The 12,251-nt window shown below is 69.7% G+C and carries 15 protein-coding genes and 2 tRNA genes; 14 read left to right on the top strand and 3 right to left on the bottom strand.

Going from position 1 to position 12,251, the window contains the following annotated elements; genetic code table 11:
* Nucleotides 1-3: 3 nt before the first annotated feature.
* The 14 genes from P7A99_RS17735 to map all read left to right on the top strand — a co-directional run bounded on the left by P7A99_RS17735 (nt 4) and on the right by map (nt 7,940).
* On the top strand, nt 4-477 hold the full coding sequence (locus tag P7A99_RS17735) for a UPF0262 family protein (RefSeq protein ID WP_277795094.1): 474 nt from the start codon (nt 4-6) through the stop codon (nt 475-477).
* Entirely contained in the window at nt 477-938 is a 462-nt protein-coding gene (locus P7A99_RS17740; protein WP_101719481.1) for a low molecular weight phosphatase family protein, read from the top strand. The genes P7A99_RS17735 and P7A99_RS17740 overlap by 1 nt, the downstream gene beginning before the upstream one ends.
* Before the next feature lie 98 nt (nt 939-1,036).
* Complete coding sequence (gene infA, locus P7A99_RS17745) at nt 1,037-1,255, top strand: translation initiation factor IF-1 (protein WP_004617696.1); 219 nt, start codon at nt 1,037-1,039, stop codon at nt 1,253-1,255.
* Nucleotides 1,256-1,268: 13 nt separating this feature from the next.
* The gene (locus P7A99_RS17750) at nt 1,269-1,868 is read left to right on the top strand and encodes a Maf family nucleotide pyrophosphatase (protein WP_277795095.1); all 600 of its coding nucleotides are present in this window, start codon (nt 1,269-1,271) and stop codon (nt 1,866-1,868) included.
* Nucleotides 1,865-2,905, top strand: a complete 1,041-nt coding sequence (locus P7A99_RS17755; protein ID WP_277795096.1) for a ribonuclease E/G — start codon at nt 1,865-1,867, stop codon at nt 2,903-2,905. Before P7A99_RS17750 ends, P7A99_RS17755 begins: the two co-directional genes overlap by 4 nt.
* On the top strand, nt 2,902-3,072 hold the full coding sequence (gene yacG, locus P7A99_RS17760; RefSeq protein WP_277795097.1) for a DNA gyrase inhibitor YacG: 171 nt from the start codon (nt 2,902-2,904) through the stop codon (nt 3,070-3,072). Before P7A99_RS17755 ends, yacG begins: the two co-directional genes overlap by 4 nt.
* A 101-nt stretch (nt 3,073-3,173) precedes the next feature.
* Nucleotides 3,174-3,249: transfer RNA gene (locus P7A99_RS17765), tRNA-Phe, on the top strand.
* Nucleotides 3,250-3,904: 655 nt separating this feature from the next.
* The gene (locus P7A99_RS17770) at nt 3,905-4,819 is read left to right on the top strand and encodes a MotA/TolQ/ExbB proton channel family protein (protein ID WP_116489922.1); all 915 of its coding nucleotides are present in this window, start codon (nt 3,905-3,907) and stop codon (nt 4,817-4,819) included.
* A gap of 5 nt (nt 4,820-4,824) precedes the next feature.
* The gene (locus P7A99_RS17775) at nt 4,825-5,259 is read left to right on the top strand and encodes a biopolymer transporter ExbD (protein ID WP_058347885.1); all 435 of its coding nucleotides are present in this window, start codon (nt 4,825-4,827) and stop codon (nt 5,257-5,259) included.
* A 10-nt stretch (nt 5,260-5,269) separates the two neighbouring features.
* Nucleotides 5,270-6,010, top strand: a complete 741-nt coding sequence (locus P7A99_RS17780; protein ID WP_101719485.1) for an energy transducer TonB — start codon at nt 5,270-5,272, stop codon at nt 6,008-6,010.
* Nucleotides 6,011-6,200: 190 nt separating this feature from the next.
* Nucleotides 6,201-6,277, top strand: a tRNA-His gene (locus tag P7A99_RS17785).
* A 293-nt stretch (nt 6,278-6,570) separates the two neighbouring features.
* Entirely contained in the window at nt 6,571-6,810 is a 240-nt protein-coding gene (locus P7A99_RS17790; protein WP_277795098.1) for a hypothetical protein, read from the top strand.
* A gap of 153 nt (nt 6,811-6,963) precedes the next feature.
* Nucleotides 6,964-7,176 carry a ParD-like family protein gene (locus tag P7A99_RS17795; RefSeq protein ID WP_277795099.1) on the top strand — a complete coding sequence of 71 codons (213 nt, stop codon included), beginning with the start codon at nt 6,964-6,966 and terminating at the stop codon, nt 7,174-7,176.
* Entirely contained in the window at nt 7,173-7,940 is a 768-nt protein-coding gene (gene map, locus P7A99_RS17800) for a type I methionyl aminopeptidase (RefSeq protein WP_277795100.1), read from the top strand. The genes P7A99_RS17795 and map overlap by 4 nt, the downstream gene beginning before the upstream one ends.
* Before the next feature lie 27 nt (nt 7,941-7,967).
* Here map and P7A99_RS17805 read toward each other — a convergent pair whose 3' ends face one another.
* The 3 genes from P7A99_RS17805 to P7A99_RS17815 are packed head-to-tail and all read right to left on the bottom strand — an operon-like array spanning nt 7,968 to nt 12,183.
* Nucleotides 7,968-9,350: an efflux transporter outer membrane subunit gene (locus P7A99_RS17805; protein ID WP_277795101.1), complete on the bottom strand. Its 1,383-nt coding sequence runs from the start codon at nt 9,348-9,350 to the stop codon at nt 7,968-7,970.
* The gene (locus P7A99_RS17810; protein ID WP_277795102.1) at nt 9,350-10,510 is read right to left on the bottom strand and encodes an HlyD family secretion protein; all 1,161 of its coding nucleotides are present in this window, start codon (nt 10,508-10,510) and stop codon (nt 9,350-9,352) included. Before P7A99_RS17810 ends, P7A99_RS17805 begins: the two co-directional genes overlap by 1 nt.
* On the bottom strand, nt 10,507-12,183 hold the full coding sequence (locus tag P7A99_RS17815) for an MFS transporter (protein ID WP_277795103.1): 1,677 nt from the start codon (nt 12,181-12,183) through the stop codon (nt 10,507-10,509). Before P7A99_RS17815 ends, P7A99_RS17810 begins: the two co-directional genes overlap by 4 nt.
* Nucleotides 12,184-12,251: the final 68 nt, after the last annotated feature.

The following is a 12,251-nucleotide window of genomic DNA, read 5'->3' on the forward strand; positions in this document are numbered from 1 at the left end:
ACGATGTCAGACGCGCCCAAGCACTTCCTGAAGACGATCGCCATCGACGAGGATTCGCTGGCCGCGGCCTCGCGCGACCAGGAGCAGGAGCGCCAGGTCGCGATCTTCGACCTGCTGGACGAGAACTATTTCGAGCCGGCCGAGGCGCAGGGCGGTCCCTATGACCTGAAGCTGTCGCTGATCGAGAACCGCCTGGCGCTCGACATCGCCGGCGGCGGCTACGAGAAGCGGCACCTGCTGTCGCTGTCGCCGTTCCGCGGGGTGATCCGCGACTACTTCATGATCTGCGACAGCTACTACCAGGCGATCCGCAACTCGACGCCCCAGCAGATCGAGGCCTTGGACATGGGCAGGCGCGGCCTGCACAACGAAGGCTCGGCCCTGCTGCGCGAGCGGCTGGACGGCAAGGTGAAGACCGATCTCGACACGGCCCGGCGCCTTTTCACCCTGATCTGCGCGCTGCACTGGCGGGGCTGATCGTGGTCGATCTGCCCGATGCGGTGCTGTTCACCTGCAACTACAACCGCGTGCGCTCGCCGATGGCCGAGGCGCTGTTCAAGCGCTTCTACGGCACCCGGGCCTATGTCGACTCGTGCGGCCTCAAGCCGGATCCGGCGGGGGAGGGGATCGACCCCTTCGTGGTGGCGGTGATGGACGAGATGGGCGTCGACGTGGCCGCCCATCAGCCCAAGACCTTCGACGAGCTGGAGGACGACAGCTTCGACGTCGTCGTCTCGCTGACGCCCGAGGCCCAGCACCGGGCGGTGGAGCTGTCGCGCGATCGCGCCGTCGAGATCGAGTACTGGCCCACCCACGATCCGACCCTGGTGAACGACGGTTCGCGCGACGCCATGCTGGCGGCCTATCGCGAGGTTCGCGACACGCTTTCGGCCGCGATTCGCGCACGGTTCGGGACACCATCGACGTTCGGGGGGTGAATGCGCTATAAGCCCCGCCTCGCAGCCGCGGCTCGCGTCACGACTCGTTTTCGGGTCGCGCGGGCCGCGTTGCTATTGAACCCCTGTTGAGAGGCCTGATGGCTAAGGAAGAACTGCTCGAGTTTCCCGGCACGGTCAGCGAACTGCTGCCCAACGCCACCTTCCGCGTGAAGCTCGAGAACGATCACGAGATCATCGCCCACACCGCCGGCAAGATGCGCAAGAACCGCATCCGCGTGCTGGCCGGCGACAAGGTGCTCGTTGAAATGACGCCCTACGACCTGACCAAGGGCCGTATCACCTACCGCTTCAAGTAAGCCGGGCGCGCACATGACGGTCGCCCAGCCTTCGCTGGTCCTGGCCAGTGCGAGCCCCCGGCGCTTGGACCTGTTGGCCCAGGTCGGCGTAACCCCCGACCGGGTCGATCCCGCCGACATCGACGAGTCGCCCCTGCGCGACGAGACCCCGCGCCGCCATGCCCTGCGCCTGGCGCAGGAGAAGGCGCGCGCCGTCGCCGCCCGCTCGCCGGGCGACTTCGTGCTGGCCGCCGACACCGTGGTGGCCGTCGGCCGCCGCATCCTGCCCAAGGCCGAGACCGAGGCCGATGTCCGTTATTGCCTGAAGCTGCTGACCGGCCGCGCTCACAAGGTGCTGACCGGCGTTGCGCTGATCGGTCCGGACGGGACGCTGAGCTCGCGGGTGATCGAGACGCGGGTGGTGTTCAAGCGCCTGTCCGACAGTGAATTCGAATCCTATGTCGCGAGCGGGCAGTGGCGCGGCAAGGCCGGCGGCTACGGCGTGCAGGGCGTGGCGGGCGGCTTCATCGTCGACCTTCAGGGCTCCTATCCCAGCGTGGTCGGCCTGCCGCTTTACGAGACGCTGTGCATGCTGGAAGGCAAGGGCTGGACCCGCCGCGAGGCCGCCGCATGAGCGAGCGCCGCGCATACCTCTACAGGGGCGTCGGCGAGACCGTCGGCGTCGTCACCCTGGACGGCCGGCCCGAGCGGCTGATCGTGCAGTGGCCGGGCGATGATCCGCTGGACGCCGAGGGCGTGCGCGGCGTGGCCCGGGTGAAATCCGTCGAGCGCGCCTTCGGGGCCGCCTTCGTGGCCCTGCCGGGCGGCGCCGACGTGCTACTGCCGATCAAGCCCGACATGCCCAAGCTGGTGCAGGGCGGCCTGGTCGAGATCGAGATCCGCACCGCCTCGCGCGCCGACAAGTCGGCCGTGGCCCGTTTCATCGGTGAAGGGGAGGGGGAGCCGCGCGTGCTGGCCGCCGCCCCGACGCTCGAGGAGCATCTGCGCCATTATGTGAAGGCCGGATCGCCGTCCACGGGCGAGCGCGCCCTGGAGGCGGTGGAAGCCGCCGAGGCCGATATTCTGGAGACCGTCTTCGCCCTGCCGGGCGGCGGCGACGTCGCCATCGAGACCACCCGGGCCTTGACCTCGGTCGACGTCGACCTGGGCGGCCGGGAGGGCGACGCCAAGCGCGCCGCCCGCCAGGCCAACATGGCGGCGATCGGGGTCTCGGCCCGGGTGCTGCGCCTGAAGGGGCTCGGTGGGCTGGTGGTGTTCGACCTGGTGGGGCGCGGCCATGACGGCCAGGCCCTGACCACGGCGGCCCGCAACGCTTTTGCGCCCGACAATCCCGGCGTGGCGATCGGGGCGATCAGCAAGTTCGGCGCGCTGGAGATGGCCCTGCCGCGTCGTTCGCGGCCGGTGATGGAGCGCCTGGCCGACGCCAGGGGCGCCTGGACCGCGCCCTACGCCGCGCGCCGCCTGGCGCGGGCCCTGGAGCGGGAAGGGCGGGCCGATCCTGGCGGTCGCCTGGCCGCTCGCTGCGCGCCCGCCGTGCTGGAGGCCTTCGCCGAGCTCGACGCGGGCCTGGCCGAGCGCCTGGGCCGCCGTTTCACCGTCTCGGCCGAGCCCGGCTGGAGCAACGATCGCATCGAGGTGTCTCCGGCATGAGCAGCGCCTGTCCCATCTGCGGCAAGCCCGCCCAGGACGCCACGCGTCCGTTCTGTTCCAAGCGCTGCGCGGACGTCGACCTGCAGCGCTGGCTGTCGGATCGCTACGTCGTGCCGGGCGGCCAGGACGACGAGGAAAACCCTCCATCCACAGACTTCGACAATTAGTCGAAAAGGCCGCTGGACAAGCCCAGCGGCCTCTCTTATAGACCCCCTCCTCGCCGCAGGGCGAGGCCTGAAGCGGCCTTCACCGCTTCGAAGGCCCAAGGGCCTGGGTAGCTCAGTTGGTAGAGCAGCGGATTGAAAATCCGCGTGTCGCTGGTTCGATTCCGGCCCCAGGCACCACTTTCCTCTCAAGCTGTTTGATGCCAGCCCACCATCGGTGGTCGACGCCTCCTGCCGTCGTATCGGCCGGAGAGGGGGCGTCGCCGCCTTGCCGCCCAAGCTTTTCGCTAAGTCTGCGGGACGACGGATTCTGTCCTGCGAGGACAATTGGGAGCGGTAGCAGGGATTCTGCGGCGCCTCGTTTCGAGGACATCTGACCACCTCGCGCGCACTCGGCGGAAGATCGCTGTTTTGTCGCTATGCTGCGCTGCGGCGCCAATATTCCCTTTGATAGGGAAAAACCGCTCCGAAATCCTGATTTGCCATTTGTGCAATGCAGCAAAGGGCGTCCATCGGGGGTGACTGTCGTAAATTTATGCCCAAGCGGCCCCCTTGACGGTGCGAAAAGGGGTTGCCAAAGGACCCATGCCGCAATTCTAACATTGCGGTAAGGCCTGGGCTTCGAGAGGAGCTCCGGTCACTCGCGCTTCGAAACGATCCTTCACGGCGGGCATGAGCCTTCCGCGGCGGGCGTAACGGGTCGAGCGCAGCGAAGCGGGTTCGCCCACTATCCGAGAGATCGGATGGAAAGCGGGCTTTTCAAGTTAGGGTGGAGACGCTCTCGCGCGACGACCCTCGGTCCAAACGTGCTAGACCAATCAGGAACTGGCGACAGATGCTCGACATTAAACGGAAGACCCCCCTCATCGCTCTCGTCGGCGCCATGGCGCTGATGGCGAGCGCCCCGGCCTTCGCTCAGGACGCCGCCGCTCCCGCGCCGGCCACCACCGAAGCCGCCGCTCCGGCCGCCACCCCGGCTGCTGAAACCCCGGCCCCGGCCGCTGACGCCGCTCCCGCCGAAGGCGCGGACGCCGGTGAAGCCGCCACCGAAAAGATGAAGTCGCACTCGCTGACCCCGGTCGGCATGTTCCTGGCCGCCGGCATCGTCGTTAAGGTCGTGATGATCGGCCTGATCCTGGCCTCGATCTTCTCGTGGGTGCTGCTGATCACCAAGCTCCTCGAGTTCGCCAGCCTGAACAAGCAGACCGACCAGTTCCTGGAAGCCTTCCGCGGCGCCCGTTCGATCTCGGACATCGCCCGCATCGGCTCGTCGGAAGAATTCGAAGGCAACCCGCTGGCCGACATGGCCGCCGCGGCCGCCCAAGAAGTCGAACTGTCGCGTCAAGCCGGCCTGCAAGTCGGCGGCGAACACCGCGACTCGACCCTGGCCCGCGCCACCTACGCCATCAACGCCGTGCAAGCCTCGCTCGCCAAGCGTCTGTCGGGCGGCATGGTGTTCCTCGCCTCGGTCGGTTCGGGTGGTCCGTTCATCGGTCTGTTCGGTACCGTTTACGGCATCATGACCTCGTTCATCAGCATCGCGAACACCAACACGACCAACCTCGCCGTCGTGGCCCCGGGTATCGCTGAAGCCCTGCTCGCCACCGGTATCGGTCTGTTCGCCGCTATCCCGGCCGTTATCTTCTACAACTACTTCCAAACCCGCATCTCGGCCTACGGCACCCGCTCGGAAGGCTTCGTTGCTGAACTGATGAACGCTATCTCGCGTCAGCTCGACAAGGGGGCGTAAGACCGATGGCCGCCAAACTTTCGGGCGGCGGCGGCGACAGGTTCAACGTCGAACAGAACAGCGAGATCAACGTTACGCCCTTCGTGGACGTCATGCTGGTCCTCCTGATCATCTTCATGGTGGCGGCCCCGCTGGCCTCCGTGTCGATCGAAGTGAACCTGCCGCCGGCGGTAGCGAAAGCATCGCCTAACCCGCCGAAACCGGTCTACATCTCCATCAAGTCAAACGGTCAGCTGTACATCGGCGACGATCGCACTTCGATTGACACGATGGGTGAAGACCTGACGAAGAACATCGGCAGACGCGACCCTTCGAAGGAGCGCATCTTCATCCGTGCTGACGAAAAGACGCGCTATGGCTCGTTCATGGAGGTTATGAACACCCTCCAGGACAACGGGTTCTACAGCGTGGCTCTCGTGGGCCGCGATGAGAACAGCTGAGGGGTGATGCATGGCTGAACAACAAACGCCCGAGCATCGCCACTACGATCCGCTGACTTCGGAAGGCCCGCGCCGGAAGAAGGGCATCGGCACCTTCGGCGTCGCGACGATCATCGTGATCGGCCTGCACGCGGCTCTCTTCGCTTACCTGGCGAAGCAGAAGTTCGAAGCAGTGCTGAAGGAGTACAGCGACGAAGCCGTGGATGTGGAGCTGCCTCCGCCTCCGCCGCCTCCGCCGCCGCCTCCGCCGCCGCCGCCGCCGCCGCCGACCAACGCTCCGCCTCCGCCTCCCGCGGTGGTGCAGCCGAGGCCGCCGATCGCGCCGCCGCCGGACGTGACGCCGCCGCCGCCGCTCCCGATCCCGCCCGTCAAGGAGCGGGTCGAGCAGACGGCGCCGCCGATCATCTCGTCGGCTCCGCCGGCGCCGGTGACGGCTCCGCCGGCCCGCGCTTCGGTCGTGACGCGTCCCGACTGGGCGCGTAAGCCGAACGCGGACGACATGGCCCGGTACTATCCGGACCGTGCGCAGCGGATGGAAGTCGGTGGTCGTGCGACGATCCGTTGCACGGTGAACGCCAAGGGTTCGCTCGAGAACTGCTCGGTCGTGTCGGAATCTCCGGCCGACTACGGTTTCGGCGACGCGGCCCTGAAGCTGTCGCGCCTCTTCCGCATGAAGCCGAAGACCCTCGACGGGGCTCCGGTGGACGGCGGCGAGATCACGGTGCCGATCACCTTCCAGGTCCCGCAATAGCGCCAGGCCTGGGACGATCCCAAGAAGACGCCTCGGAACTCCGGTTCCGGGGCGTTTTTCTTTGCCTGCAACGCCGGGCGAAGGCGCGGCGGCATCAAGGCCTGTTCGGGGCGTGAAAATTTCCCCGCAAGACGCCTTTTCGCCGCTTGATCCCGGGGGCGGGTCCGACTAAGAACACGCCTCTCGCGGAGCCGCCTTAGCTCAGTTGGTTAGAGCGCTAGATTGTGGATCTAGAGGTCCTCGGTTCGAGCCCGAGAGGTGGTACCACGAGACGATGAAGAGGCCCGGCGGCGACGCCGGGCCTTTTTCGTTTCGCGCCGGCTGGCGAGGCTGGCCCAGGTGGGCCGCGCCGAACGGTCGCGGCGGCGAACGGCCACATGGCCCGGCGGGTGCGCACGTGGGAGGGTCCCTGGGCGCGGCGTCCGGCGCTCTGGGACGGATCGTCGCGCACTTGCACGAACCATAGCCAAGTCGCGTGGAACGGGCGTACGGTAGGGCTCACGACACCGCCGCTTGAGCGGGCCCGCGTCGTGGCGCGGAGCGAGATCGGGGAGGGAGCAATGGCTGACGGCGCTATGGGAATCGTTCCGACCGAAGAGCAATTGGCGGCCGCCGCCCTGGACGTGGCCGGCCTGCTGGGATTCGCCGATCTGCTGCCCGCCTACGCCGCGGCGGAAGGCGGCGAGAAGCTGGACGTGCTGAGCGCGATCGTGCGCGTCATCGCCGCCGAGGCGTTGGGCGTCGAGCCGGGCGGCGACCGAATCGGCCCCGAGGCGGCGCTGCTGCTGGGCCTGGACTGAGACGTCTCCACTTCGGCTGGCGCGCTCTGGAGCCGGCCGACCTTCTTCCGATGGAGTGGCTTGTCGCAGCCGCCCGCGCCTGGCGAGGGCGCCCTTGCCGCCTCGATGCTTTGATATATAAAGCATATACGAAACGTATATGTGAGGGGGCCGGTGGGCATCGTCAACATCGAGGACGAGGTGCACGAACAGCTGCGCCGGGCCAGCAAGGCGTCCTATCGCTCGATCAACGCCCAGGCGGCGTTCTGGATCAGGATCGGCATGCTGTGCGAGCTGAACCCGGGCCTGACCTTCCAGGAACTTGTAGCGCGCGAACTGAAGGCGGCCGGCGTCGACGCCCCCGATCCGGCGGCCGTGGCCCCATGACCAAGACACCGGCCGAGATCGAATTGATGGCCCAGGCCGGGCGCCTGCTGGCCTCGGTGTTCACGCAACTGGACGGCCTGTCGCTGGCGGGCATGAGCACGCTGGAGGTCAACGACCTGGTCGAGGCGTTCATCGTCGAGCGGCTGGGCGCACGTCCGGCCAGCAAGGGTCAATACGGCTACGGCTTCGTGCTGAACAGCTCACGCAACGCCGTCGTCTGCCACGGCGTGCCTTCGGCGCAGGAGGTGCTGGCCGACGGCGACATCGTCAATTTCGACATCACGCTGGAGAAGGGCGGCTACATCGCCGACTCCAGCAAGACCTATCTGGTGGGCGAGGTCGCCGCGCCGGCCAGGCGGCTGGTGCGCACTACCTATGAGGCGATGTGGAAGGGCATCCGCGCCGTGCGGCCGGGGGCGAGGCTGGGCGACGTGGGCCACGCCATCGAGCGGCACGCCAAGCGCGGGGGCTATTCCATCGTGCGGGACTATTGCGGCCATGGCATCGGCCGCGAGATGCACGAGGCGCCCCAGGTGCTGCACTACGGCCGCCCCGGAACCGGTCTGGCGCTGCGCGAGGGCATGGTGTTCACGATCGAGCCCATGCTGAACGAGGGACGCAGGGGCGTGCAGACCGAGGACGACGGCTGGACCGTCACCACGATGGACGGCAGGCTCTCGGCCCAGTTCGAGCACACGGTGGCGGTCACCCGCGACGGCGTGCGGGTGCTGACCCTGCGGCCGGACGAGGTCCGGGCGGCGTAGGATCAGGTACGCCGCCGATTTGGATCCCTACTCCTGCGGTGACGTCGTCCAGCCGCCGCCCAGGGCCTGATAGAGGGCCACGGCGTTGAGCAGGCGAGCCTCGCGGACCTGAGAAAGAGCCAGCTCGGTGGCCAGCAGGCCGCGCTGGGCGTCCAGTTCCTCCAGATAGGCGACATAGCCGGCCTGGTAGCGCTTGCGGGCGTGGTCCAGCGTGCGGGCGGCGGCGGCGCGTTGCAGGCGGGCATGGTCCTCCTGCTCGGTCAGCCGCCCCTGGCCCTCAAGCGCGCTCTCGACCTCGTTGAAGGCGGTCAGGGCCACCTTGCGATAGGCGAAGGCGGCCTGGTCGCGGCGGGCGGCGGCGGCGTCGGAGGCCCCGCGCAGGCGTCCGCCGTCGAAGATCGGGGCCAGCACGCTGCCGCCCAGGCTCCAGGTGGTCAGGGGATCGATGTGCAGCACCTTCAGCCCGCCGGCGGCGGCCGACAATCTCACCTGCGGCAGGAAAGCGGCGCGAGCGGCCGCCAGGCTGGCGTCGGCGCCGACGAGCGTCGCCTCGGCCTGGGCGATGTCGGGGCGGCGCTCCAGCAAGGCCGAGGGCAGGGGCGCGGACGGCTGCGGCACGGCCAGGGCGTCGAGCCCGCCACGGACGATCGGCCCGGCGCCGTCCTCGCCGGCCAGGAGGGAGAGCCCCGCCTCCTGTCGACGGACGGCCAGCTCCAGGGCCGGCACGCGCTGGGCGGCGGCTTCCAGCTCGCCCTCGGCCTGACGCAGTTCCAGGTTGGAGGTCACGCCTCGCTGGGCGCGTCGTCGGGCGCGATCGGCGGCTTCCTGGCGCGAGACCAGGGTGGCGCGAGCGGTCGCCAGCTGGGCGTCCAGCGAGGTCAGCGAGACATAGGCGCGGGCGACGGCGGCGGCGACCGACAGACGCGCGGCGTCGCGGCCGTAGCGGCTGGATTGCAGGCTGGCGCGGGCGGCGGCGTCGCCGGCCCGCAGGCGGCCCCACAGGTCGACCTCGTAGGCGGCCTGAAGCTGGCTCTGGGCGGCCAGAGGTTCGGCCGGCGTGCCGAAGGCCGACAGCTCGCGCTGCTTCTGCACCCCGCCCGCCGCGTTCAGCGTCGGAAGCAGCGCGGCGCGCGACTGGGCGGCCAGACCCTCGGCCTCGCGCACCCGGGCCTCGGCGATCCCGAGGTCGGCGTTGCGCACGAGCGCGGCGGCGACGAGTTCGGAGAGGCGGGGATCGCCGAAGGCCTTCCACCAGTCGGCGGCGACGGCGTCCTGGCCGGCGGGCGACTCTGCGCGCCAGCCGGCGGGCGGGCTCACGGCGGCCTCGCCGGGCGGGGCGGTCCTAGGGCCGGGCGTGGCGCAGGCGGCCAGCAGCAGCGTCGTCAGCAGCGCGGGTAGGGGCGGGCGCATCAGCGGCGCTCCGTCTCGCGCGGCGCCTTGGCCAGGTCGACCTGGGCCTCGACCGACATGCCGGGGCGCAGGCGGGAAAGGTCGGCCTGGCCGGCGTCGAGCACGATGCGCACCGGCAGGCGCTGGGCGATCTTGGTGAAGTTGCCGGTGGCGTTCTGGGCCGGGAGGATGCTGAACTCCGAGCCGGTAGCCGGCGAGATCTGCTCGATGCGGCCGTGGAAACGCCGGTCGCCCAGGGCGTCGACCGTGACGCTGGCGGCCTGACCCGGGCGCATGCGGCCGGCCTGGCGCTCCTTGAAGTTGGCGATGATCCAGCGCTGCGGCGGCACCAGCGAGACGAGCTGGGCGCCGGCGGTGACGAACTGGCCCTGGCGCACGCCGATCTGGCCCAGCTGCCCGTCGGCGGGGGCCAGAACCAAGGTGTTGTCCATGTCGATTTCGGCGAGGCGCAAGGCGGCGCGGGCGGCGGCCACGGCGGCCTCCAGGCCCTGGCGCGAGACGCCGACCGAGCGGACGTCCTGGCGGGCGATGTCGCGGCCGGCCTGGGCGGCCACGACCTGGGCCTCCGCGGCGCGCAGGGCCGCGCGGGCCTGGTCGCGTTCACGCAAGGAAACCGAACCGTCGGTGGCGAGGTCGGCGACGCGGGCCATGTCGGCGCGGGCGCGCTCCATCTGAGCCTGGGCCGAACCGATGTCGGCGTGGCGGGCGGCGAGAGCCGCCTCGCGGGAGGCCTGGGCCTGGGTCGAGTTGGCCAGATCCGCCTCGCGGGCGGCCAGGGTGGCGCGGGCCTGATCGAGGCGCTGGCCGTAGATGCGGCGGTCGATCTCGACCAGCGGCTGGCCGGCGCGCACGGTCTGGAAGTCCTGCACCAGCACCTTGGTGACGTAGCCGCTGAGCTGAGGCGCGATAACGGTGACCTGGCCGCGCACATAGGCGTTGTCGGTGCGCTGCACCGAGCCGGCGAAGGGCGGCAGCTTCCAAAGGAACAGGATCAGCAGCACCACGGCCAGGGTGATGACCGCCGTCAGCACGATGGCGCGCACGCCCGGCGGCTTGGGCCGGGCCGGCGGCGGGGCGGCCGCGGCGGCGCGGTCTTCCGGCTGAGGGGGCGGCTGGGCCGAAGGCTTGGCGGGCGGGGGCGGGGCGGCGGCGTCGGTCATGCGGGTTCCGAGGCGGGCTTGGAAGGTGTCGGGGAGACGGCGGCTTGGCGCTTGGCGCGCACGGCCAGCAGCACGAACAGCAGGGCGGCGTAGAAGAACTGGGCGACGGCGATGATCCCGATCACCCGGAAGACGTCGTTGAAGGCCAGGATATTGGCCTGCTGCACCAGTTGCTGGGTCAGCAGGGCCACGCCGTCGGCGGCGCGGAAGGCTGGATCGCCCTGGGTGGCGGCATAGGCGCCGCCATAGGCCTGCAAGGTGGCGGCGACGGCGGGATCCGACCCGGTGAGGTGCTCGGCAAGATAGACGGCGTGGTGCTGGGCCCGCACCGTCTGCAGCGTGCCCAGCAGCGAGGCGCCGAACAGGCCGCCCAGGTTCTGGGCGACGCCGAACATGACCGAGAAGGTGATGATCGAGCCCAGGCCCCGGGTCAGCAGCTGGCCGATGCCGAACATGAAGGCCGGCCCCAGGAACATGGCGGCGGCGAAGGCCAGCAGGGCCTGGCTGAGATAGAGGTTGGCCGGCCCGGTCAGCACCGTGGCGCGGGCGTCGAGGAAGGCGCCCCCGGCGATCAACAGGATCGAGCCGAGGAACTGCGGAGCCAGGGTCTTCTGGTTCAGGGTCGTGGCGCTGACCACGACGCCGGCGATGGTGGCCAGCAGGACGACGCCATACAGCAGCCGCTGCTGCTCGGCGGCCAGGCCCAGGGCGTTCATCAGGCCGGCGGCGCCGACGCTCTGCTCGGAGAGGATCAGCCGCACCAGGGCGATGTTCAGGCAAAAGCGCAGGAAGGCGCCGGTGGCCACCCAGCGGGTGTCGATCAGCGGATGGACGCGGCCGTGCTCGACCAGCGAGGCGACGGCGATCATCACGACGGCCGCGGCGAGACACCAGCCGAGCCAAGGGGCCTCGAACCACCAGACGACGCGGCCAAGGCCCAGGACGGCGACAACCAGGCCAAGGCCGCCGCCCAGCAGGGCGAAGGTCAGGAGGTCGGTCTTCTCGAAGACGTGGATGCGCACCCCGTGCGGCAGGCGAAACAGCAGCACGGCGGCCAGGCAGGCTGCGGCCAGGCACGCCTCAAGGGCGTAGAGGCCGTGCCAATAGGCCGCATCCAGCAGGCCGGTGGAGATCACCCGGGCCAGCGGCGCGCCCAACTGCGAGACGCCGACCCCCAGCACCAGCGCCCCCATGCGGAACGAGGCGGGAAAGGCCTGCAGCATGTAGAACATGGCCAGGGCGCTGAGCGCGGCGGCGCCGACGCCGCTGATCGCCCGCAGGGCCAGGGCCATCGGATAGTTGTCGAGGAACAGGTGCGCGAAGGCCGCCACCGTGTAGAGGCTGAGGAACACCAGGGTGAACCGGCGGATGCCGAACTGCTGGCGGTACTTCACCAGCAAGAGGTTCATCGAGATGTTGGTCATGATGTAGATCGTGGTCAGCCAGGCCCCCTGCGTGGGGGTGAGGCCCAGCGAGCCCTGGATGGCCGGCAGGTTGACCGAGATCAGCGCCGTGCCCAGCGAGCCGGTGACCCCGATCAGCAGGCTGATCAGGCCGTGGATGATCCGGAAGGGCAGGGGAAAGTCCGGCGTCGAGGGCGAGCCGGGCATCATCGGCCGCTCGTGCGGCAGCCAATCCGGGGTCTGGCCGATCGTCTCGCCGTGCCGGGGCATCGCGCCTCTTGGTGCTGACGGCGTCACTGTGGGGCGCGCCGCGCCGCCGGTCAAACGCCCTCTGGTCG

The sequence above is a fragment of the Caulobacter endophyticus genome (assembly GCF_029543245.1).
Taxonomy (GTDB): Bacteria; Pseudomonadota; Alphaproteobacteria; order Caulobacterales; family Caulobacteraceae; genus Caulobacter; species Caulobacter endophyticus_A.

Coding starts and splice junctions, on each gene's coding strand:
- yacG (WP_277795097.1), top strand. CDS start 2,902: ATGAGCAGCGCCTGTCCCATCTGCGGCAAGCCCGCCCAGGACGCCACG.
- P7A99_RS17815 (WP_277795103.1), bottom strand. CDS start 12,183: ATGCCCCGGCACGGCGAGACGATCGGCCAGACCCCGGATTGGCTGCCG.
- P7A99_RS17790 (WP_277795098.1), top strand. CDS start 6,571: ATGGCTGACGGCGCTATGGGAATCGTTCCGACCGAAGAGCAATTGGCG.
- P7A99_RS17780 (WP_101719485.1), top strand. CDS start 5,270: ATGGCTGAACAACAAACGCCCGAGCATCGCCACTACGATCCGCTGACT.
- P7A99_RS17750 (WP_277795095.1), top strand. CDS start 1,269: ATGACGGTCGCCCAGCCTTCGCTGGTCCTGGCCAGTGCGAGCCCCCGG.
- P7A99_RS17775 (WP_058347885.1), top strand. CDS start 4,825: ATGGCCGCCAAACTTTCGGGCGGCGGCGGCGACAGGTTCAACGTCGAA.
- P7A99_RS17810 (WP_277795102.1), bottom strand. CDS start 10,510: ATGACCGACGCCGCCGCCCCGCCCCCGCCCGCCAAGCCTTCGGCCCAG.
- P7A99_RS17770 (WP_116489922.1), top strand. CDS start 3,905: ATGCTCGACATTAAACGGAAGACCCCCCTCATCGCTCTCGTCGGCGCC.
- P7A99_RS17735 (WP_277795094.1), top strand. CDS start 4: ATGTCAGACGCGCCCAAGCACTTCCTGAAGACGATCGCCATCGACGAG.
- infA (WP_004617696.1), top strand. CDS start 1,037: ATGGCTAAGGAAGAACTGCTCGAGTTTCCCGGCACGGTCAGCGAACTG.
- map (WP_277795100.1), top strand. CDS start 7,173: ATGACCAAGACACCGGCCGAGATCGAATTGATGGCCCAGGCCGGGCGC.
- P7A99_RS17755 (WP_277795096.1), top strand. CDS start 1,865: ATGAGCGAGCGCCGCGCATACCTCTACAGGGGCGTCGGCGAGACCGTC.
- P7A99_RS17805 (WP_277795101.1), bottom strand. CDS start 9,350: ATGCGCCCGCCCCTACCCGCGCTGCTGACGACGCTGCTGCTGGCCGCC.